Below are 21,746 nucleotides of genomic sequence, written 5' to 3'. Positions count from 1 at the left end.
GCCCGGCCCTGTGCCCGGGGGCGGCCGGCCCGGCACGGTGGAGCGGTTCGCGGCGGCCCGCCGGGGGCACCATGAAGCCGCGGTCACCACGGGAGGTGGGGCGATGCCCGGCAGCGGGAGACCTGTGATCGAACTCCGGTCACTCACCAAGCGGTACGGACGGACGGTCGGCGTCGAGGCACTGGACGTCGAGGTCGGCGCCGGCGAGGTGTTCGGGCTCCTCGGCCCGAACGGCGCCGGGAAGACCACCACGCTGCGCTGCCTCGTCGGACTGCTGCGGCCCAGCGGAGGGCAGGTCCGCGTCCTGGGGCTGGACCCGGTCGCCGACCACCGCCGGCTCGCACCCGCGATCGGCTACCTGCCCGGGGAACTGCGCCTCTACCCCGAGCTCACCGGGCGGCAGACCCTCGACCTGCTGGCCGCCCTCCAGGGCGCCGCCGTCCCGCGACAGGCCGAACTCTGCGCCCGCCTCAACCTGTCGGACACCGACCTGGACCGCGCGGTGGGGGAGTACTCGCGCGGGATGAAGCAGAAGCTCGGCCTCGTCCAGGCGCTCCAGCACCGCCCGGAGCTCGCCGTGCTGGACGAGCCGACCGAGGGGCTGGACCCGCTGGTCCAGGAGACGTTCTTCGAACTCCTCGCCGAGGAGACCGCCGCCGGCCGCACCGTCCTGCTCTCCAGCCACGTGCTGCCCGAGGTGCAGCGGGCCTGCGGCAGGGTGGCGATCGTCCGCGGCGGCCGGCTGGTGACCGTCCAGTCGGTGGCCGGGCTGCGCCGGGCCCGGGCCCGGCGGATCAGGCTCGTCCTCGGCGACGGGCGGGGTGCCCGGCCGCTCGGCGCGGCCGAACGCTGGTCACCCCGCTGGGAGGGCACGCGGGTGGAGCTGCTGGTGCCCCCGGACGAGGTGGTGACGGCGGTGCGCGGGCTGCTCGCCGAGCAGCCGGTCGCCGACCTCACCGTCGAGGAGGCCGGCCTGGACGAGGCGTTCCTCGACCTCTACCGGACACCCGGCCCGCCTGCCGGCGGCGCGCCCGCCGAGGGCCCGCCCACGGGCGGCGCGCCCACCGCTGACGCGCCCCTCGGCGACCCGCCGGCCGCGGCCCCCGTCGAGGAGGACCGGTCATGAGCCGCGGCACGGTCAGCCGCCGGCTGCCGCTGGTCTGGCTCGCACTGCACCGCCGCCGCCGGATGCTGCTGGCGCTGGTGCTCGGCATGGTCGTCTTCGAGGCGCTGATCGTCGTGATCACCAGCACCGTCCCGCCCGCCGACCTGTTCGGCGGCGGACGCACCCCGCCGGACGCCTTCAAGGCGTTCAGCGGATCCAACGGGGACGTCTCCATCGCCAGCTACCCCGGCCTGCTCGGGGCCGGCCTCACCCACCCGTTCTGGATCGCCCTCCAGCTCACCGCCATCGGCTCCCTGGGCGCGGCCGCCGTCGCCGCGGACGTCGAGTCGGGCACCATCGAGCTGCTGATGACCCGTCCGCTCTCCCGCCGCCGGCTGCTGGCCGAGCGGACGGCGGCCCTGGCCGCGGCCTCCGTCCTGCTCAACGCCGCCGCCACCGTCACCGTGGCGGTCGGGGTCGCCCTCTCACCGGACCTGCGCGCCGCCGTCCCGGTGGGCGGGGTCTTCGCGGCCGGGCTGCTGGGCTGCGCCTTCGCGCTCTGCCTGACCGGACCGGTGCTGGCCGTCTCGGCCGTCAGCCGGCGCCGGGCCCACGTCGTCGGCGCGACGGTCGCCCTCGGCGCGGTCGGCTTCGCGCTCAACTTCGTGGCTCTGGCGTGGTCCCCGGCCGCGCCCCTGCGCTACCTCAGCCCGTTCCACTACTACACGCCCGGCGACGCCCTGGCCCACGGCAGTGTCCCGTGGACGTCGGTCGCGGTCCTCTCCGCCGTCGGCCTGGCCGGCCTGGCGGCCGCCTTCCGCCTGCTGGAGCGGCGGGACCTCGCGATCTGAGCGCGGACATCGGCGGTGCGGCAAGCCTCCCGGGCGCGCCGCACCACCCCGGTGCCTGCTCCTGCCGGGCGTCCTCCCCGGTGCGCCGCTCCTGCCCGGCGTCCTCCCCGGCCGTGCCGAGCCGTTCGGCCACGCCGAGCCGTTCGGCCGTACGCCCAGGGCCGTTGGGCCCTCGCCCGGGGCCGCGGGCCGGCCCGATGCTGGTGGTACCGGCGCCACCCGCCGACAGGGAGTGACCCACCATGACCACCCAACTCGCCCTCACCCTCACGGACCTGCGGCTGCTGGCCGCCGCGGGCGGTGCCGCACCCTCCTTGCACAACAGCCAGCCCTGGCGCTTCCGCCCGACGCCGGACCTGACCGGGCTGGAGGTGCGGGCGGACCGGAGCCGGGCCGTTCCGGCCGCCGACCCGGAAGGCCGGGCCCTGCACATCTCGGTCGGCGCGGCCCTGTTCAACCTGCGGGTGGCGGCCGCACACCTCCGTCGCGACGCCTCCGTACGGCTGTTCCCCGCCGGCCCCGGCACCGAGCCGTGCGCGGTGCTCGACCTCGCCGCGCCGGCCCGGACGACGCGGCCCTTCGGCGCCGATCTCCACGCGGCGATCGCCCGACGGCACTCCAGCCGTGAACCCTTCACCAACCGGGACGTCCCCGAGCGGTTCCTCGCCGAGTTCGTCGAGGCCGCGCAGGACGAAGGCACGACGTTCGCCCTGCTGGAGGAGGACGGCGTGCGACGCGTGCTCGCCCTCACCTCCGAGGCCGAGGCCCTGATCGCCGCCGACGTCACCCGCGAGGCCGAGACCCGCCGCTGGCTCCGCCTGGAACCGGCGTTCGACGGCATCCCGCTCGCCGCCCTCGGATCGCACGACCGCGACGCACGCGTCCCGATGCGGGGCTTCGCCGGGCACCCGCCCCGCCATTCCACCCCGGCCGGGCGCTTCGAGGCGCTGCCGCAGCTGGGCCTGCTCACCACCCGTCTCGACGGCCCCGCCGACTGGCTGCGCGCCGGCCAGGCGATGGAACGCATCTGGCTCCTCGCGACCGCGCACGGACTGCGCGCATCCGTGCTGCACCAGGCCGTGGAGATCCCCGAAACCCGCTGGCGGCTGCGCGACCCCGACGACGGCCCGGGCCACGTGCAGCTGGTGCTGCGCCTCGGCTACGGCCCGCCCGGCACACCGAGTCCGCGCCGCCGCACCGAGGACATCCTCGACGACCCGGCGCCCGCGTAGGGACCGGCGTCGGGCCCCGGCCCCGGCCCCCGCGCCCGCCGCAGCCGGCCCCGGCCCTACGACGGGCGCGTGACGTGTCAGACCGGTACGACCGCGACCGGGCACTCCGCGTGCTGGACGACGGCCTGGCTGGTGGAGCCGAGCCGGCCGAGCGGCCCGCGCGGCTTCCCGTGGCGGCCGATGACGAGGAGCTGCCGGCCGGTCGAGGCGGCCACCAGTTCCCGTGCCGCATTGGAACGCACCACGGACGTCGTGACGGGGACGTCGGGGAAGCGCTCGCGCCAGCCCGTGAGCACCTCGGCGAGCAGCCGGTCGTGTTCGGCCGCGACGTGCGACTCCTCGTAGACCACCGGGACTTCGTGGCCCGGCCCGAGGAGCAGTGGATACGTCCAGGCGTGGACGACGAACAGCGGCAGCTCCTGCCGCTGGGCCGCGAGGAACGCGTGGGCGAGCACCGGCTCCTCGTGTTCGCCGCCCTCGACACCGACCACCACGGCGGCGTCGGGTGCCGCCTGCGGGGTGCGCACCACGACGACCGGGCAGGGCGCGTGCGCCGCCACGTAGAGAGTGTTCGAGCCGAGCAGGAGCCGGGGGAACCCGCCCGAGCCGCGGGCGCCGACGACCAGCAGTGCAGCGTCCGCCGCCGCCTCGGTCAGGACCTCGCGCGCCTTGCCCTCCACGAGGTCGGCGGTGACGCTCACCTCGGGGCGCCGCGCGGTGGCCCGGGAGCGCTCGACCGCGAGCAGCGCCGCGTCCTCCTGCCGGCCGGAGGGCAGTTCGGGGGATCGTACGAGCCGCAGCGGAAGCCGCCGGAGCGCGGCCTCGTCGCAGGCCCAGTCGAGGGCGGCCTGGCTGGCCTCCGAGGCGTCGACTCCCACGGTGACGGGTCCGTTCATCGCCGTTCCTCCCAGTCCGCGGGCGGCAGCGGTCGTCCGATGTGTTCAGGCTATGCCCGCGGCCGCCCCGCCGCCGGTCAGCGGCCGGGCAACGGCCCTGCCGCCGGCGACGGCTAAGAAGGGAGTGTCGGTGGCGCCCGGGCGGACGGCGAGGCCCGGACGCCGCTGCCGCGCAGTTCGTGCGCCGGCGCTCCGGTGAAGGAGAGGACGTACGCCTCGGTCGCGCCGTGGCGCCGTGGGCGGCCATCCTGGGGATCCGTCCTCGACGACCTCCTCATCCACCTCCTGCGCGGCCTCGGGCCCGCAGCCGGGGACGCCGAACCACTCGCCGAACCCGCAGCACCGGCCTGCCGATCACCCCTCCGCGGCAGGCACGGAGCCGGGGGACGGGAGCCGGAGTACGCACGCCGCGCACGTGACCGGACCGGCCGTTCGGAGGCCTTCGACCAGGCCGTTCCGGGGGCTTTGACAGTGTCACCCGGGATGGTTAGCGTGATTGACAGGCGGCTTTTTCCGAGCCGTGTTGAACAGTTCTCCGACTACCCGGGATTCCGTAGGAGTCGGTCCGGTCGGTTTTTGCGGTTCCCGGACCCGGGAGTTCGCGATGGACGGCTACGACGTGTACCGCGCGGCCATGTCCGGCGACCACTGGTGGGACTGGTGGGTCAACTGGCCGCTGTCGAACCGCATCAGACTCGGCGACGTCTACGAGGTGCAGGGGAACGCGTTACGCAGAGCGGGGGACCTGGCCGGCCGCGGCATCACCTTCACCACGGAGGACGGGACACCGCCCGCCACGTACGCCTACGACTCTCAGGGCTCGGTGGCGGTGACGTTCAAGGCCTCGGGGAAGAGCCCCGCCGCCCTGTCCGCCCTGACCAAGGCCGACGCCGGCGCGGCCGTCGAGTTCCGCCGGGACAGGACGGCCTTCGTCGCGTTCCAGGGGATCTCCCAGACGGACGTCGCCGATGTCCGTGCCTTGGCGAAGACGCTGACCGAGGGGTGGGTGAACAAGTCCTGGGACGAATCGCTGCGCGCCGTGACCAGCGTGCTCTCCGTGGCTGCCGGGACGGTGCTCACCGCGGCCGCGGCGGGCGCCTCCGCGGAGCTCAGACTGTCGGGGGCGGTCGGTGCCGGCGGCCCGACCGAGGTCCTCGACCTCGCGGTCGGCGCGTCCGTGGTGCGCCGCAACGCCCTCGGCGCCGAGTGGACCGGCCCGGAGCTCACCCCCTTCTACCAGGTGGTCCGGCTGCGTGAGACCTGGCTGGGAAAGCTCAAGGCCGACTTCGGTCCGCCGCAGCCCGGTCGTGGGGCCTTCGCGAGCGCGCTCCCGCCGATTGTGGTCGAGGAGATCCGCGACGATCCCGACGCCGTGCTGACGGTGGCCGACCCGGAGGAGCAGCTGCCGTTCGCCACCGGGGAGCCGGGCTGAGGGAAGGGCGGAGGTCGTGGTGACGATTGCTCGATTCCGTCTCACCGCCGGTCCGTCCGTGCCGGAGGACGGGGACTGGTGGACGGATCTGGAGGTAAGCCTGGACGTGCAGGGGCTCTGCCCGGAGGCGCGTCGCGTCGAGGCCGATCAAGACCCGGCAGACCGGGCCGCGTCCGACCGGGAGGACTCCGACCAGGACCAGGAGGCCTCTGACGAGAAAGCCTCCGATCAGGTCGACCCCGAGAAGGCCAAGTCCTTGCGCGAGACGCTCACGGCGATGCGTCCACAGGCGACGCCGGCGGACCGGGAGGCGGCCGGCGACCTGCTGATGGCGTGCCTGACGCCGGGAAGGGTCGGCCTGCTGTGGCGGCGGGTCCGGGTCTGCGGCACGCAGGCCGAGCCGTTACGGCTGAGCGTGGAGATCGATGTGCCGCAGTTGCGGCCGCTGCCGTGGGAGCTGCTCCGGGGGGACCTGACGTGGTTCTTCCACGACCCGAGGTTCCTCTGCTCGCGGCTGCGGGCGGGCGGCGGCCCCGGGGCGGGGCCGGGCGGGGCACCCGCGCACGGAAGCCAGCTGGGACCCCTGCGGGTCCTGGTGGTGGTCTGCAATCCGGATGACGGCAAGGACCGCGCCGACGAGGAACGCGCCAGGATCGCGGCGGCCCTCGGGATCACGCCCTGCGCCCACGTCCAGTTCCTGGAGGGTCCGACGCGTGTGACCCTGGTCGACGAGCTCAACACCTGGCACCCGCACGTCCTGCACTTCATCGGTCACGGCATGCCGGCGGTGGCGGGCGACGAAGCCGCACTGCCCATCAACTGGGCGCGCGACGGGGTGGAGTCCGGTCGCGAGAACTGGAGGCTGGAGTCGTCGATCGTCCACGAGCTGCTGGAGTCATGGCAGCCGCGGCTCGTCGTCCTGAGCGCCTGCCGGACCGCGGCCGACCTTCAGGACCGCCGCGGCGGCCTGGCGGAGGCCTTTCTTGCTGCCCGGGTGGGGGCCGTGGTGTCCATGCTGGCCGACATCGACTCGCCGGTGTGCGCCGTGTTCGCCGACGAGTTGTACCGCCAGGTCGCGCGTGGTACCCCGATCGACCGCGCGGTCCGGGAGGCCCGTCAGATGCTGCGCGACAGCTACACCAAGGAGGGCTTCTGGGCGCTTCCCGCGCTCGCCGCGTCCGGCGACCCCAAGGGCGTCCTGGCGATCCACCATGCGCAGACCCGGGCCGCCGTCGACCACCTGTGCGACGGGAAGGGGTACCGGGATCTGAAGCTCTTCGTGGACCGGTCGGAGGAGCGGCGGACGGCGTGGCGGGCGCTCGATCCCAGTGAGTCGGTCTCCCACCGCCGACTGCTCGTGGTGTCGGGGGCGTCGTGGAACACCGACTATCCCCACACGGGCAAGACGTTGTTCACGCTGTCCTGCCTGGTCACCTGCTTCCTCCGGGGGCACCGCATCACCTACGTGGACCTCCGGAGCAGGCTGCCGGCGGACGGCGGCAGTAGTCCGCGCAAGGGGAACAAGGACTGGCTGGAACTGCTGCGAGCGGTCCGTACGGCCTGCCTGGACAGCAGCCAGGCGGAGACGTGGCGGCCGGAGGACTTCTCCCGCTTCAACGCCGAGCTCAACGCCCTCGTCAAGGGCCGCATTCCGCTGCCCGAGCAGGGCGGCGATGCCGGGAGCACCGGCGTGGTCGAGGACGAGGGAGGGGCCTTCGACGAAAATGTCGGGCGGTCGGACGAGCGGCGCCGGAGGATCTTCCGGGTCTTCCTGGAGACGCTGACGCCGCCAGGGGACGACCGGGTCCACGTCCTTGCCCTCGACCATGCCGACCGTCTGACGGACTGGGACTGCCGACAGATCGTCTATCCCGAGCTGATCGAGCCGGTCGCCGGAGGAACCGCACCGGGCGCACTCCGGCTCCTCCTGGTGGCGACGCCCACCTGGATCGGCAAGGCCCTGCCGGAGCAGGACAGCGGCCTGTGGGGGCCGCCGCTGACCTTGAGGGACTTCGACTGCGCGCACCTCATGCGTCTGGCCGACGAATTCTGCGAGCGGGCCGGCCTGCACTCCGCCGAGGCCAGGGGAGTCTTCGCGGGGTACAGACCAACGCTTGCGCGCGGTGTACCGGTCCAGATGTTCGGCAGCATCGGGGATTCGCTGATCAAACTCAAGGAACAGGGGGAGCCGCTATGACCTGGTCTTCCGAAGGACTCGCGGTGCTGGAGGAGATCAAGGCCCGGATCGCCGTCGGCGCGAGCCCCGCCGAGATCCGCCGCTCATTGTGGCCCGGCGCGTGGGAGCCGCTGCTCAAGGCCTGCGCGGCCGCACGCACCTTCGACCAGGAGCTGCTGGAAGGCGTGCTGCGGCCGGCAGCCGGAGCGGAGGCCATAGCGGACTCGCCCACCCTGGAGCGGCTGACCGAGCTGGGGATCGCCGAGCCGGTGCCCGACGAACCCGGCCAGTACCGGCTGACGGACGGTGACCAGGCCGCGTACATGCAGGCCTGGAGGGTGGAGTGGGAGGGCCGCCCGACGGCACCGGCGGAGCTGGCCGATCTGGAACGGAGGCTCGCCGACCACCGCGGGCGTAGCGGCGACCGGGCCGAGCAGCTGCGGCACCTGCTGGTGGCCGACCCGGCGCAGGCGCTCAAGCTGTTCGACGAACTGTTCGTCGAGGCGGACGGGGCGCGGGACTTCGCCCGGTGCCAGGACCTGCTGGACGTCCTCGACGACCCCGACCGGCTCACCCTGGCCGGGCCGGACGTCGCGCACCGCCGTAAGGACCGTGCGGCGTACGTCGGGACACAGGGCTACTGGGCGGTGGACTACGCCCGGTGCGCCCAGTACCTGGCTCCGCCCGGCCTGGAGAAGCGGGCTGCGGCCCTCCTCAGCGGCACCGGCGCGAGGGTGTGGCAGGTCTTCGCCTCGGCCGGCATGGGGAAGACCATGCAGCTGCGCTGGCTCGTCACGCGCTACTGCGCCCCCGCCGAACGGGACGTCCCGTGCGCCCGGATCGACTTCGACGTGGTGTCCCCCGCGGCGGTCGCCCGTCACCCGTGGCTGGTCCTGCTGGAGGCCGCCGCGCAGTTCGGCAACCGGTGGCCGCAGGGGACGTTCGGCCGGCTCGACCGGTTCGCGCCCTATCGCAGCCTGCTGGACCGGCGCGCCTCCGGCCTGAGCAGCACGGCCGCACAGGGGCTGGGCACCCAGGACACCGGCCAGGTGCGGTCGGAGGTCACGGAACTCTTCGTCGACCGGTTCAACGAGGCCGCCGACGACCGCCCGGCCCTGCTGGTCTGCGACACGCTGGAGGAGCTGCTGCTCCGCGGCGGGGAGGACCTCAAGGGCTTCCTGGAACTGCTCGGGCAGGTGCTCCGTGGCTGCCCCCAGCTGCGCCTCGTCCTGGCCGGGCGCTACGACATCGAGGAACGGTTCCCCGGGGCACTCGACGTGCTGGGAAGGGTGGTCGGCGTCGAGGTCGAGCCGTTCACGGACGAGCAGGCGGAAAGGTACCTCGGGGAGATCCGGGGAATCGACGACCCCGCCAAACGCGAGGTGGCGCGGTGCCGGTCCAACGGACGGCCGCTCACGCTCGCGCTCTTCGCCGACGCCATCGTCCAGGACCCGGGGCTGAGCACGAAGACCCTGCAACGGATGCAGGGACCGCTGACGACCCTGCTCATCCGGCGGGTGATCCGGCGGATCGAGGACGAAAGGGTACGGTGGCTGGTGCGCTACGGGGTGGTCCCGCGCAAACTGCGACGGAAAGACCTGTTCACCGTGATGCGCCCGTTCCTGCGGAACATGGGCCGGCCGACCAGGAACGACGATCCCCGCCAGGACATGCACGGCCTGGAAGGCCGGAGCGCCTACCCGTTCACCGCCCCGCCCGCCGACGACGCCGCGCTCGCCGAGATCTGGGACCGCCTGCTCGACTACGCGGGCGGCTCGTCCTGGGTCTCCGAGGTGGCGGGGGACCCGTCGGTGGTGGTCTTCCACCCGGAGCTGGTCGCGCCGCAGCGGCGGCTCATCTCCGACAAGCCGGTGTTCTGGCAGCTTCACCAGGCCTACGCCCGGTACTTCGACGAACTCGCGGAGAAGGACCCGGGCCAGTGGGCGGACCACACGCGCGAGGCCGTCTACCACCGCTTCCAGCTGCGCGACCCGCAGGCCGTCGACCACTGGCGGTCGGCCCTGCGCCGGGCCCGCGACGCCGACGCGCTGGACGACCTGCACACGCTCGCCGGCGAGGTCCTCGGCGGCGACTACCTGGACGGCCGGGGCAGGCCCTGGCGAAGCCGGCACGGCAGACCGCTGATCGCGTACGCCGCGTTGGCCGAGGCCCGGTTGCAGGAGGCGTACATCATCGGCCGGAGGGCGCTGCGCGACCGGGCGAAGGCGTCGGACCCGCGGTGGGACGGCCTTCGGCAGGCTCTGGACCACGTGAAGCTGCTTCGGGAGTACTCGCACGAGCCGATCCCGGTGTCGGGGCTGGAGAAGTCCCTCCGAGCCGTGCTCGCGGGCCTCGCCGACGGTCCGGAGCGGGCGGTCGCGACCGCCGAACAAGCCCTGGAGGGCGCAGACGACGAGGAGCGCGTCGACGTGCTGCGGGTGCTCGCCGACGGCCGTGCAGCCGCCGGCGACCCGGGAGCCGAGGGCTTGTACCGGCAGGCGTACGAACTGGCGTTGCGCCAGGGACGCGAGGTCCTGACCACCGACCTCGCCCTCGCCCTCGCCCGCGAACGGGAGGAACAGGGCCGGCTCGACGCGGCGCTCCGCTGGTGCGACCGCGCCGCCGTCCGGCAGACGACCGGGGCGGACCGGGTGACCCTGACCCGGGCCCGGCTCCTGCTGGCCTGCTTCCGGCCGGCGGAAGCCCTGGACGGACTCCCGCAGCCGTCGCCCACAGCCGGCATGGTCCAGTGGACGCTCCGGTCCGCCTGCGAGCCGCTGGTCGAAGCCGCGCTGCTGCGCGCGCAGGCGGAGCTGATGCTGGGCCGGAGCGAGCGGGCGCTCCGGGCCCTCGACCGGGCCGACGAGGCCGCCACCGGGATCCCCGGGGCGGGCCGCTACCGGTTCGACGCCCGGATCCACCAGCTCCGCGGCGCCGTCCTCGGGGAGAGGCTCGACATCGACGAGGCGGAGCAGTACTTCCGCCAGGCCGAGAGCACCTGGGCGGAGTTCGGGTACCGCTCAGGCCACCCCGAGTGCCGGTACCTGTACGCCCGCTTCCTGCTCAGGGACGTCGGCGACCTCGCGGAGACCCGCCAGCTGCTCACCGCCAACCGTCGGCGCCGGCTCCAGCCATTAGGTGAACTCCCTGTCCCCGATGAGGAGTTCGTTTTCCGCACCGAGCTCCTGGAGCGCGAACTCCAGCTGGCGGAGGCCCCGGGAAACGCCCCCGCCGGTGAGCCCGTCGGCCCGGCCTCGCCGATGACGCCCCGGCAGAGCGCACTCCTGGCGACCCAGCAGCTGGTCGAGACCTGGTGGCGCGGCCGGCAGTCGGTTCCCGCCCTGGTGGAGGCGCTCGGTGCGATCGAGCCCCCGTCCGCCCGGCTCTTCGTACTGGAGGAGTTGCGGCGCTGCCCGACCCCGCGCGGGTCCTCCGGCCCGACGATCGGCCGGCTTCGTGGCGTTCTGGAGGAGGCCCGCGGTGACGGCGGCCACCCGGAGGACGTGGCGCTCCGGCGCCAGCTGTTGGCCGAGCTGGACCGGCTGGGACACCGCCCGGGGCGTGCCGTGACGGCCGCGGACGAAGCCCGACGCGCCCTCCACGCCGACTCCGACCCGCTCGCATGGTGGCGCTGGTTCGAGCTGCGGGCCAGGCTCGGCGCCGCACCCGAACCGGCGCGGTCCGGTTTTCCCCCCATGATCGCCGACCGGCACCCGCTGCTGTACGCGGCGGCCCTGCTCCGGCTGGCGGCCTCGGCCCCCGGGAACGAACCCGACCTGAACGAACCCGACCTGGTCGCCCTGGCCGTGGAGGTGTCCAGCCAGGTCGGCCGGACGAACCGGTACACGGCCGAAGCGTTCCGCAGACTCGCGGAGACCACCGGCGACGCGCACGCCCAGCAGACGGCCGACCGGCTCTGCAAACGCCTCGGCCGGCCGCAGGGACGGTCCGCGGCCGCCCCCCGCGAAGGCCGCCGGCCCGGCGAGCCCGCCGATCAGCTGGCGGTTCCCCTGCCGTTCCCCGGGCAGTTGCCCGTCTACGACCCCGAGGCGCTCCAGCGGGCCCTGCTCCACGACCAGGACGGCGTCGTGGGGTACCTGTCGGACCTCCTGGCGGAGGCTTCCGTCCCGGTGCAGGCGCTGGGCGAGGAGATCCGAGTGCTCCGCCTGGAATCCGACGACCCGTTCGTCCACGCCTTGCCGTGGGAGCTCGCCGTCGCCGATCTCCCCGTCGGCTGCTACCGCAGCCTGCCGGCGGCGGCCGACGCCGGCAACATCCTGCACCTCCAGACGACGCTGAGGCTGATCGATCCGGGCCTGCGCGTCGACGGGTTCCTCGGGCCGCGTACCAGGCAGGCGCTCACCCGGCTGATGTCCGGGGCGGACCCCGTCGAGCCGACGGCACCGACCGAACGGCCGAGCGTGGTCATCGTCGCCCCCTCCTCCGACGTCCAGTACGAGTCGCGCGGCAGTCACCTGCTGTCCGGCGTCGACCTCGCCGACGTCTACGCCTCCCGGCGGTTCGAGATCACGCTGGCGGAGTCGGTCGACAGTCTCCGGCGTCCGGGCTCTCAGCCGAGACTGGTCCACGTCAGCGCCCCGCTGGAGTCGACCGCGGCCGAGCCGTACTTCGACCTGTCCTCCGCCCGGCAGCCGGAGTCGCGGGTGTCGACCCGGTCGCGGGGCTTCGACCTGTCGGCCCCCACCCTGGCCCGCTGGCTGCGCGATGCGCCGGACTGCCTGGTGGTGCTCGATCCGCCGCTTCCCGGCTCCCCGCGCGACATCCCGGAGCAGCTGATCGGGCGCAACCTCTTCGCGGCCCAGCTGCTCGCCGAACTCCCCGCCGCCGCCGTGATCGGCATCGGGCTGGACGAGCACCACGCCTACCGGTCCGCCGACCTCGTCGCCTCGGCCGTGGCGGAGGCCCGGCCGCTGGCGGAGGCCTTCCGCGAGCTCGTGCTGTACCGGTCAGAGCCCGGGTTGACGGGCCTGGAGCTGCTCGCCGCGGGCGGCACCGCGTTGTTCGCCGCACCCGCCACCTACAACGCCACCTACGAACTGTCCTGAGCGGGTCCACCGTCATGACCGGCGCGGGCTACGAGGAACGCGGCCGGGCCCGGCACCGGCACCTCGCCGCGAGCCTGGACCGTGACGTCGCCCACTGGGTGGAGGCCACGAGGCGGAGCCCCCTGCTGGAGAAGCACCACAGCCAGGTGGTCTGCCTGGCCGGCATGCTCGACGCCTGCCGGCGCGACCTCGGGGAGCTGCCGGACGACGAGTCCAGGGAGCGCATCCTGGACCTGCACCACGTGTGGGACTTCTTCCGCAGCAAGCTGATCCTGCGCTGCCTCCCGCAGTACCAGGCGTTCCTGGACACCGCCGACGAACTCGCCTGGGCCTGCTACGAGCCGGCCTGGCCGGCTGACGGTCCGGCAGCCAGGCCCGTGCCGCCGCTGCTCTTCCTCAACCGGGCTGAGGCCCCGTTCGCCCTCGCCCGTGGCAGCGACTACAAGGCCTTCCTGCCGAGCGGGGTGCGCACCCACACCGGCGAGGAGGCGGCACAGCAGCTGCCGTTCCCCATCATCGGTGTGCCCTGGTACCAGACCGAGCACCTTCCGGGCCTGCTCGCCGTCGCCCACGAGGTCGGCCACCACGTCGAGGACGACCTCGGGCTGACGGGCACCCTGCGGGACAGGCTCCACACGAGCGGGCTCGACGCGGGGCGGCTGATCATCTGGGACGGATGGCTGGGCGAGGTCTTCGCGGACGTCTGCGCCTGCCTCGCCTGCGGGCCGGCCTACACCGACACCCTGGCCGACGCCCTGACGGCCGTCGGGACCAGGAGGAGCGCCGCCTACCCGCCGTCCTTGCTGAGACTGCGGATCTGCCGGACCGTGCTCGGTTCGTCCGGGCCGGCCCCGGCCGGCGAGGTGGCGGCCGTCGTCGAGGCGCTCACCGCGGACGGCTACCCGCAGCTCGGTGGCCGGACCCTGCGGGACGCCCTGGGTTGCGCCGAGGCCCTGGAGCTGGAGCCTCCGGCCCTGAACCTGCTGAACGGCCTGGACTCGGAGATCCGCGACCCGCGGGCGGCGCTGGCGGCCGCGGCCCGTGCCTTCCTGCTGGACCCGGCCCAGTACGACCGGGGGAACGTCGGGGCGCGGGTGTGCAGGGAGGTGTTGGCGCGCCGGCCGGTCGGCCTGCGGTCGGCCGAGGCGGCGGCCGACGACGGCGCCCGGCAGGCCGGCGCGGCGGCCGGGCACGCCCTGGCCGCGCTGCTGGCCGGGGCTGAGTGACGGCCGGGGGAGAGGGCAGAGCCGCCCGCGCCACCCGCGCCCCGGTCAGTCCGCCGGGATATGGGCGAGCATGCGCTCCATGCCGCCCACCCAGTTGGCCCGCAGGGCGGTGATGGCGCCCGGCAGGTCGTCGTCCAGGAGGCGGCGGGCGATCTCGCAGTGCTCCTCCGACTCGCGGGCCACCGGCTCGTCCTCGGCGACGACCAGGTTCTCGTAGCGCCGCATCCCGGCCTTGACCCGGGTGAGGAGGTCGAGCAGCCGCTCGTTCGAGCAGCCGCTGAGCAGCAGGCCGTGCCATTCGTCGTCGCGCCGGTCGACCGTCGCGTGCGTGGCGACCTGGTCGGGGAAGCCCTGGGCGAGGTCCAGCAGCCGCGGGGCGATGGTCCGCAGGTGCGCCGGGTCGGAGGACTCCAGCGCCAGGGACTCCAGTGCCGCGACGATGGCGACCAGCTCGCGGAACTCCTTGCGGCTGACGGGCGCGAAGCGGAAGCCGCGGCCCTGGTTGCTCTCCAGCACGCCCTCGCCCGCCAGGGCGATCAGGGCCTCGCGCAGCGGCGTGCGGCTGACGCCCAGCTCGGCGGCGAGCACGGCCTCGTTGACATCGGCGCCCGCCGAGAACTCGCCGCGGGTGAGCCGCTCCATGAGCTCGTCGCGGATCTGCTCGCGCAGCGGGCGGCGCTCGATCGCCATCGGGATCCCCCATCTTCGGATCTGCAGCATACCCCTTGACCGCATGCAGTGTACTGCACTATGCATTTTGAATACAAAATGCCGGAGCGGGGCCCTTGGTCCCCAGGGGAGGCGGAGCATGGGTCTGACACGCGTGCCGGGACTGCTGTTCGGGGGCGACTACAACCCCGAGCAGTGGCCCGAGGAGGTCTGGCAGGAGGACGTCCGGCTGATGGCCGAGGCCGGCGTCACCATGGTGACCGTCGCGGTCTTCTCCTGGTCCCGGCTGGAACCCGCGCCCGGCGCCTACGACTTCGGCTGGCTCGACCGCGTCCTCGGCCTGCTCCACGCGCACGGCGTCGCCGCCGACCTCGCCACCGCGACCGCGACACCGCCGCCCTGGCTGGTCCGGCGCCACCCGGAGATCCGGCCCGTCGACGCCGCCGGCACCCGGCTGGAGTTCGGTTCGCGGCAGGGCTACTGCCCCTCCTCCCCGGTGTTCCGGGCCGCCACCGTCCGGCTGGCCCGCGCCCTGGCCGAGCGCTACCGGGATCACCCCGCGCTCGCGCTGTGGCACGTCGGCAACGAGTACGCCGACCACACGGCCGAGTGCTTCTGCGAGGAGTCGGCCCGCGACTTCCGGCGCTGGCTGCAGGAGCGCCACCACACCCTCGACGGCCTCAACTCCGCCTGGGGGACTTCGTGCTGGGGCCAGCACTACACCGACTGGGCGCAGGTCGAACCGCCCCGCAAGGCCCCCGGCCCGGTCAACCCCACCCAGGTGCTGGACTGGCGCCGCTTCTCCAGCGACGCGCTGCTCGCCTGCTTCGAGGCCGAGCGCGAGGTCCTGAAGGAGGTCACCCCGGACGTCCCGGTGACCACCAACTTCATGAGCGTCCTGCGCGACCTCGACTACTGGAAGTGGGCCGCCGCCGAGGACCTCGTCAGCGACGACGCCTATCCCGACCCGGCCGACCCGCGGGCCCACGTCAGGGCCGCGCTCAGCTACGACCTGATGCGCTCGCTGAAACGGCAGCCGTGGCTGCTCCTGGAGTCCGCCCCGAGCGCGGTCAGCTGGCGCGCGGTCAACGTCCCCAAGGACCCGGGCGTCATGCGCCTGCACGGCCTCCAGGCGCTGGCCCACGGCTCGGACGGCGTGATGTTCTTCCAGTGGCGCCAGGCCAGGTACGGCCCGGAGAAGTTCCACTCGGCGATGCTCCCGCACGGCGGCACCCGGACCCGCCAGTGGCGGGAGACGGTGGCCCTCGGCGCGGACGTGCGGCGGCTGGCCGAGGTCGCGGGCACCACCACCGAGGCCGACGTCGCCCTCCTGCTGGACTGGGACAGCTGGTGGGGGCTGGAGGCCCCCGAGTCGATGCCGTCCGACCGGCTCCGGCTGCACGAGCTCCTCCTCGGCTGGTACGCGCCGCTGCACGCCCGCGGCATCGCCGTCGACCTGGCCCCGCCGGACCGCGACCTCTCCTCCTACCGGCTGGTCATCGCCCCCAACCTCTACCTGTGCACCGCCGGGCAGGCCGCCAACCTGGCCGCCTTCCCCGGGCGGCTGCTGGTCGGCCCGTTCAGCGGGGTGGTCGACGCCGCCGACCACGTCCACGACGGCGGGGCGCCCGGACCGCTGCGCGACCTGCTCGGCGTGCGCGTGGAGGAGTGCCGGCCGATCCCCGACGGCGGGACCCAGGAGGTCGTGACGGCGGACGGCACCCGGCTGCTCGCCCGCACCTGGAGCGAGTGGCTGACCGCCGAGGACGCCGAGGTGGTGGCGCGCTACCGCGGCGGCCCGCTGGACGGCCGCCCGGCCGTCACCCGGCGCGGCGCCGCCACCTACCTCAGCTTCCTGCCCGAGGACCCGGCGCCGCTGCTGGACGAGGCGCTGGCCGCCGCCGGGATCACCGGCGTGACCGGTGCCGGCCTCCCCGAAGGCGTCGAGGCCTGCCGCCGCGGCCCGTACCTGTTCCTGCTCAACCACGGGACGGAGCCGGCCGTCGTCCCGCTGCCGGCCGCGCAGAGCAGCCCGCAGAGCAGCCCGCCGAACGCCCCCCAGACCGCCCCGCTGACCGCCCCCCAGACCGCCCCGCTGACCGACCTGCTGACCGGCCGTCCGCTGCCGGGCGGCCCCGTGACCATCGCGCCACGCGACGCCGTGGTCCTGAAGCCCTGAGGAGTGCCCGTGGCCCATCCCTACATCCCCAACGCGGGGCCCGAGACGCGGGCGGCGATGCTCGCCGAGATCGGCGCCCCCGACGTCGCCGAGTTCTACGGCGACATCCCCGCCGACCTGCGCCTCGACCGCCCGCTCGACCTGCCCGCGCCGTTCGCCGACGAGCACGGCCTGGCGCGGCACGTCCGCGGCCTGCTGGCCCGGAACACCGACCCGGCCGAGCTGCTGAGCTTCCTCGGCCACGGCTGCTACCCGCACCACGTCCCGGCGGTGTGCGACGAGGTCAACGGGCGCGGCGAGTTCCTGACCGCCTACGCGGGCGAGCCCTACGAGGACCACGGCCGATTCCAGGCCCTCTTCGAGTACGTCTCGATGATGGCCGAGCTGCTGGAGATGGACGTCGTCAACGTCCCCACCTACGACGGCTTCCAGGCGGCCGGGACGGCCCTGCGGATGGCCGCGCGCCGCACCGGCCGGAACCGGGTGCTGGTCAGCGGGGCGGTCGCGGCCGACAAACTGGCCAAGATCCGCGACTACCTCGCCCCGGACGTCGAGGTGCTGCTCGCCCCGGTGGGCGACTCGGGGGAGATGGGCGACGTCCGGCTGGACGACACCTTCGCCGCCCTCTACCTGGAGACGCCCACCGTCCACGGCGTCGTCGAGACCCGCGGCCGCGAACTGGCCGGCCTGGCGCACGCCGTCGGCGCCCTGCTGGTCGTCTCCACCGACCCGATCTCGCTCGGTGTGCTCGCCCCGCCGGCCTCCTACGGCGCCGACCTGGTCTGCGGGGACATCCAGTCCCTCGGCATGCACCCGCAGTACGGCGGCGGCCAGGCCGGGTTCATCGCCGCGCACGACGACGAGCGCCTGGTCGCGGAGTTCCCGTCCCGGCTGTTCGGCATCGCCCCGACCGCCGTCCCCGGCGAGTACGGCTTCGGCGACGTCCTGTACGACCGGACCTCCTTCGCGCTGCGCGAGGAGGGCAAGGAGTGGGTCGGCACGGCGGCCGCCCTGTGGGGCATCACCGCCGGCGTCTACCTCGCGCTGATGGGACCGCAGGGCATGCGGGAGATCGGCGAGACGATCCTCGCCCGCACCCGGTACGCGATGCGCGCGCTCGCCGCCGCCGGCGCCGTCGTCCGCCACCAGGAGGCGGTCCACTTCCGGGAGTTCGCCGTCGAGGTGCCGGACGCCGACGCCCTGCTCGCCGCCCTGCGACGCCGGGACGTCCTCGGCGGCGTGCGGCTCGGGCCCCGGGAGGTGCTGGTCTGCGTCACCGAGCGGCACTCCGTCGCCGACATCGACACCCTCGCGGCGGCCGTCAAGGACGCGCTGTCCGCCATCGACGCCCCTCCCGCCGCCGACGCCCCTTCCGGCACCGCCGCCATCGACGTCCCTTCCGCCACCGGAGGCACCGCGTGAGCTCGCACGGAACGACCGGCGAACCGTTCGCCACCCTGCCGATCGGGGCCAGGCCCGCCCTGCGCCGCTTCCACCAGGCCCGCTGGGACGAGGAGATCGTCTTCGAGCTGTCCCGGCCCGGGCGGCGCGGCGTGGGCGTCCCCGCCCCGGACGCGCCGCTGGTCGAACTGCCCGAGGGCGTCGCCCGCCGCACCCCGCCCGCGCTGCCCGAACTGTCGCAGAACCAGGTGGTCCGGCACTACCTGCGGCTGTCGCAGGAGACCCTCGGCGCCGACCTGAACATCGACGTCGGCCAGGGCACTTGCACGATGAAGTACAGCCCCAAGGTCAACGACGCCCTCGTACGCGACCCGCGGGTCGCCGGGCTGCACCCGCTCCAGCCCGAGGACACCGTGCAGGGCGTGCTGGAGATCTACTGGCGGCTGGAGCAGATCCTCAAGGAGATCTCCGGCATGGCACGGGTCTCGCTCCAGCCCGGCGCGGGCTCCGCGGCGATCTACGCCAACATCGCCATGATCCGCGCCTACCACGCCGCCCGGGGCGAGGGGGAGCAGCGCGACCAGGTGATCACCACGATGTTCTCCCACCCCTCGAACGCGGCCTGCGCCAAGGTCGCCGGGTACGAGGTCGTCACCCTCATGCCGGACGCCGAGGGCTGCCCCGACATCGAGGCGCTGCGCGCGGCGGTCGGCCCGCGCACCGCCGCGCTCCTGATCACCAACCCGGAGGACACCGGGATCTTCAACCCGCGGATCCGCGAGTTCGTCGACCTGGTCCACGAGGCCGGCGGCCTGGCCTGTTACGACCAGGCCAACGCCAACGGCATCCTCGGCATCACCCGGGCCCGGGACGCCGGGTTCGACCTGTGCCACTTCAACCTGCACAAGACCTTCTCGACGCCGCACGCGTGCGGCGGGCCGGCGGCCGGCGCGTGCGGCGTCGCCGAGGCGCTGGTGCCGTTCCTGCCCGGTCCGGTCGTCGACCTCGACGGCGGGTCGTACACGCTGACCGCCCCGGAGCGTTCGGTCGGGAAGATCCGGCCGTTCCTCGGGGTGACGCCCAACGTCGTCCGCGCCTACGCCTGGGTGATGGCGCTCGGGGCGGAGGGCCTGCGGGAGGTCGCGGAGACGGCCGTCCTCAACAACAACTACCTGATGAGCAAGGTGCTGCGGATCCCCGGCGCCTCCGTCCCGTGGGCGCAGCGGCGGCGGGTCGAACAGGTCCGCTACTCCTGGCAGGAGCTGACCGCGGAGACCGGCGTGCACTCGGAGGAGATCGGCGTCCGGGCGGCCGACTTCGGCGTGCACTACTGGACCAGCCACCACCCGTACGTGGTGCCCGAGCCGTTCACCCTGGAGCCGACCGAGTCCTACTCCCGGGAGGACCTCGACGAGTACGCGGCGATCCTCGCCCACGTCGCCGCCGAGGCGCGCGAGGACCCCGACTTCGTGCGGGGCGCGCCCTACCGGCAGAGCGTCCACCGGATCGACCCCGGCCCGCTGGACGATCCGGCGCAGTGGTCGCCCTCCTGGCGCGCCTACCGCCGCAAGCACGGCGGGAAGCATGGCGGGAACCACGAGGGGATGCACGGGGAGAAGCACGGCGGGAACCACGAGGGGATGCACGGCGGATGATCGTCGGTCTGATCGTGAACCCGGTCGCGGGCCTCGGCGGAGCCGTCGCCCTCAAGGGCAGCGACGGGCCCGGCGTCCAGGCCAGGGCGCTCGCCCTGGGCGCCGTCCCGCGGGCGGCCGGCCGCGCGGCGGCCGCGCTGCGCGCCCTGCACTCGCGGCGTCCCGACGTCCTCGTCCGCACCGTCGCCGGCCCGATGGGGGAGGACAGCGCGCTCGCCGCCGCCGTCCCGTACGAGACCGCCCACCGCGCCCGCTCCGGGGCCGCCACCGGCGCGGTGGACACCCGGGCGGCGGTGGCCGCGCTCGGCACGGTGGACCTGCTGCTGTTCGCGGGCGGCGACGGCACGGCGCGGGACGTCCTGGACGCCGGGCCGCGCCCGCCGGTGCTCGGCGTGCCGGCCGGGGTGAAGGTCTACTCGGGCTGTTTCGCCGTCAGTCCGTTCGCGGCGGGGGCGGCCGCCGCCGGGTTCGACGGGAGGACGGTCGAGGCGGAGGTCGTCGACCTGGACGAGGAGGCGTACCGGGCGGGGCGGGTCGGTGCCCGGCTGTACGGGACCCTCCGGGTGCCGGCGCAGCGGGCGCGGCTCAGCGGCCGCAAGTGCGGCTCCTCGGCGGCGCCGCCGGGCACGGCGGAGTCCATCGCCCGGGCGGTGGTGGCGGCCATGCGGCCCGGTACCGCCTACGCGCTGGGGCCCGGCGCGACCACGCTCGCCGTGGGGCGGGAACTCGGCCTGGAGTTGACGCCGCTGGGTGTGGACGTCGTCCGGGACGGCGCCCTGCTGGCCTCCGACGTCACCGAGCGGCAGCTGCACACCATTGCCATGTCACAGGTGACGCATGGTGTGTTGTCCGTCATCGGTGGGCAGGGTTTCGTGATCGGGCGCGGCAACCAGCAGTTCAGCCCGCGGGTGCTGGCCGGGCTCGCCGGGATCGTCGTCCTCGCCACCCGGGAGAAGCTCGCCGGGCTCGGCGGGCGGCCCCTGCTCGCGGACAGCGGGGACCAGGAGGCCGACGCCGCGCTCGACGGCCACGTCCGGGTCGTCACCGGACACCGTGAATCAGTTCTGTACCGCATCCAGTCGGCGAGTGAGGAGCTCCCATGAACACCCTGCGCAACAAGGTCGCCATCGTCACCGGTGGCGCCTCCGGCATCGGCCGCGCCACCGCCGTGCTGTTCGCCGCCGAGGGCGCCGCCGTGGTCATCGCCGACCTCGCGGACGCCGGCCCGGTCGTCCGCGAGATCGAGGCCGCGGGCGGCCGGGCGGTGGCGGTGCGGGCCGACGTCTCCTCGGAGACCGACTGCGAACGGATCGTCACCATCGCGGTCCGGACGTACGGCGGCCTGCACGTCCTGTTCAACAACGCCGGGATCATCCGCCGCCAGACCGCGCTGGAGATCTCCGCCGAGGACTGGGACCGGGTGATGGCCGTCAACGTCCGGTCCGTCTACCTGATGTGCCGCTTCGCCGTCCCGGCGATGACGGGGGGCGGCTCGATCATCAACACCGGCTCCGGCTGGGGGTTGAAGGGCGGCGGCAACGCGCTGTCCTACTGCGCCTCCAAGGCCGCGGTCGTCAACATGACGCGCGCCCTGGCGATCGACCACGCCGCCGCCGGCATCCGCGTCAACTCGGTCAACCCGGGCGACACCCTGACCCCGATGCTCCGCGACGAGGCGCGCCAGCTCCACGAGGAGTGGGCGGCCTTCGAGAAGGACGCCGCCGACCGGCCGATGGGCCGCGCGGGCTCGCCCGAGGAGATCGCCAACACCGTGCTGTTCCTCGCCGGCGACGCGAGCAGCTACATGACCGGCTCCGCCCTCGTCGTCGACGGCGGCGGCCTCGCCTGACAGCCGTAG

The 21,746-nt window shown here is 74.3% G+C and carries 14 protein-coding genes; 12 read left to right on the top strand and 2 right to left on the bottom strand.

What is annotated here, in order from left to right; genetic code table 11:
- Nucleotides 1-124 precede the first annotated feature (124 nt).
- The 3 genes from C2142_RS31455 to C2142_RS31445 all read left to right on the top strand — a co-directional run bounded on the left by C2142_RS31455 (nt 125) and on the right by C2142_RS31445 (nt 3,188).
- Complete coding sequence (locus tag C2142_RS31455) at nt 125-1,126, top strand: ABC transporter ATP-binding protein (RefSeq protein ID WP_206671059.1); 1,002 nt, start codon at nt 125-127, stop codon at nt 1,124-1,126.
- Nucleotides 1,123-1,956, top strand: a complete 834-nt coding sequence (locus C2142_RS31450; RefSeq protein WP_148646213.1) for an ABC transporter permease subunit — start codon at nt 1,123-1,125, stop codon at nt 1,954-1,956. The genes C2142_RS31455 and C2142_RS31450 overlap by 4 nt, the downstream gene beginning before the upstream one ends.
- Nucleotides 1,957-2,198: 242 nt before the next feature.
- The gene (locus C2142_RS31445; protein WP_148646212.1) at nt 2,199-3,188 is read left to right on the top strand and encodes a hypothetical protein; all 990 of its coding nucleotides are present in this window, start codon (nt 2,199-2,201) and stop codon (nt 3,186-3,188) included.
- Between the two features lie 77 nt (nt 3,189-3,265).
- On the opposite strand, the gene C2142_RS31440 is transcribed toward C2142_RS31445, so the two are convergent.
- On the bottom strand, nt 3,266-4,084 hold the full coding sequence (locus tag C2142_RS31440) for a universal stress protein (RefSeq protein ID WP_148646211.1): 819 nt from the start codon (nt 4,082-4,084) through the stop codon (nt 3,266-3,268).
- Nucleotides 4,085-4,688: 604 nt separating this feature from the next.
- Here C2142_RS31440 and C2142_RS31435 point away from each other — a divergent pair.
- The 4 genes from C2142_RS31435 to C2142_RS31420 are packed head-to-tail and all read left to right on the top strand — an operon-like array spanning nt 4,689 to nt 13,984.
- The gene (locus C2142_RS31435) at nt 4,689-5,516 is read left to right on the top strand and encodes a hypothetical protein (protein WP_148646210.1); all 828 of its coding nucleotides are present in this window, start codon (nt 4,689-4,691) and stop codon (nt 5,514-5,516) included.
- Nucleotides 5,517-5,535: 19 nt separating this feature from the next.
- Complete coding sequence (locus tag C2142_RS31430; RefSeq protein ID WP_148646209.1) at nt 5,536-7,713, top strand: CHAT domain-containing protein; 2,178 nt, start codon at nt 5,536-5,538, stop codon at nt 7,711-7,713.
- Nucleotides 7,710-12,758, top strand: a complete 5,049-nt coding sequence (locus tag C2142_RS31425; protein ID WP_148646208.1) for a hypothetical protein — start codon at nt 7,710-7,712, stop codon at nt 12,756-12,758. Before C2142_RS31430 ends, C2142_RS31425 begins: the two co-directional genes overlap by 4 nt.
- A 14-nt stretch (nt 12,759-12,772) precedes the next feature.
- On the top strand, nt 12,773-13,984 hold the full coding sequence (locus tag C2142_RS31420; RefSeq protein ID WP_148646207.1) for a hypothetical protein: 1,212 nt from the start codon (nt 12,773-12,775) through the stop codon (nt 13,982-13,984).
- 45 nt (nt 13,985-14,029) lie between these two features.
- On the opposite strand, the gene C2142_RS31415 is transcribed toward C2142_RS31420, so the two are convergent.
- Nucleotides 14,030-14,674: a GntR family transcriptional regulator gene (locus tag C2142_RS31415; RefSeq protein ID WP_148646206.1), complete on the bottom strand. Its 645-nt coding sequence runs from the start codon at nt 14,672-14,674 to the stop codon at nt 14,030-14,032.
- 118 nt (nt 14,675-14,792) lie between these two features.
- Between C2142_RS31415 and C2142_RS31410 the strand changes: the two genes are divergently transcribed.
- From C2142_RS31410 to C2142_RS31390, 5 genes are read left to right on the top strand one after another with little or no spacing between them, the layout of a single operon-like run.
- Nucleotides 14,793-16,832 carry a beta-galactosidase gene (locus tag C2142_RS31410; RefSeq protein WP_148646205.1) on the top strand — a complete coding sequence of 680 codons (2,040 nt, stop codon included), beginning with the start codon at nt 14,793-14,795 and terminating at the stop codon, nt 16,830-16,832.
- A gap of 9 nt (nt 16,833-16,841) precedes the next feature.
- Complete coding sequence (gene gcvPA / locus C2142_RS31405) at nt 16,842-18,254, top strand: aminomethyl-transferring glycine dehydrogenase subunit GcvPA (RefSeq protein ID WP_148646204.1); 1,413 nt, start codon at nt 16,842-16,844, stop codon at nt 18,252-18,254.
- Nucleotides 18,251-19,888, top strand: coding sequence for an aminomethyl-transferring glycine dehydrogenase subunit GcvPB (gene gcvPB, locus C2142_RS31400; protein WP_174315794.1), 1,638 nt, complete (start codon nt 18,251-18,253; stop codon nt 19,886-19,888). The genes gcvPA and gcvPB overlap by 4 nt, the downstream gene beginning before the upstream one ends.
- On the top strand, nt 19,885-20,991 hold the full coding sequence (locus tag C2142_RS31395; RefSeq protein WP_148646203.1) for an NAD(+)/NADH kinase: 1,107 nt from the start codon (nt 19,885-19,887) through the stop codon (nt 20,989-20,991). The genes gcvPB and C2142_RS31395 overlap by 4 nt, the downstream gene beginning before the upstream one ends.
- Nucleotides 20,988-21,737, top strand: a complete 750-nt coding sequence (locus C2142_RS31390) for an SDR family oxidoreductase (protein ID WP_148646202.1) — start codon at nt 20,988-20,990, stop codon at nt 21,735-21,737. The genes C2142_RS31395 and C2142_RS31390 overlap by 4 nt, the downstream gene beginning before the upstream one ends.
- Nucleotides 21,738-21,746 lie beyond the last annotated feature (9 nt).

This window comes from Streptomyces sp. CB01881 (genome assembly GCF_002953255.1).
Classification (GTDB): domain Bacteria; phylum Actinomycetota; class Actinomycetes; order Streptomycetales; family Streptomycetaceae; genus Kitasatospora.
The sequence above is the reverse complement of the archived record's forward strand: the minus strand, read 5'-3'. Positions and strand labels throughout refer to the sequence as shown.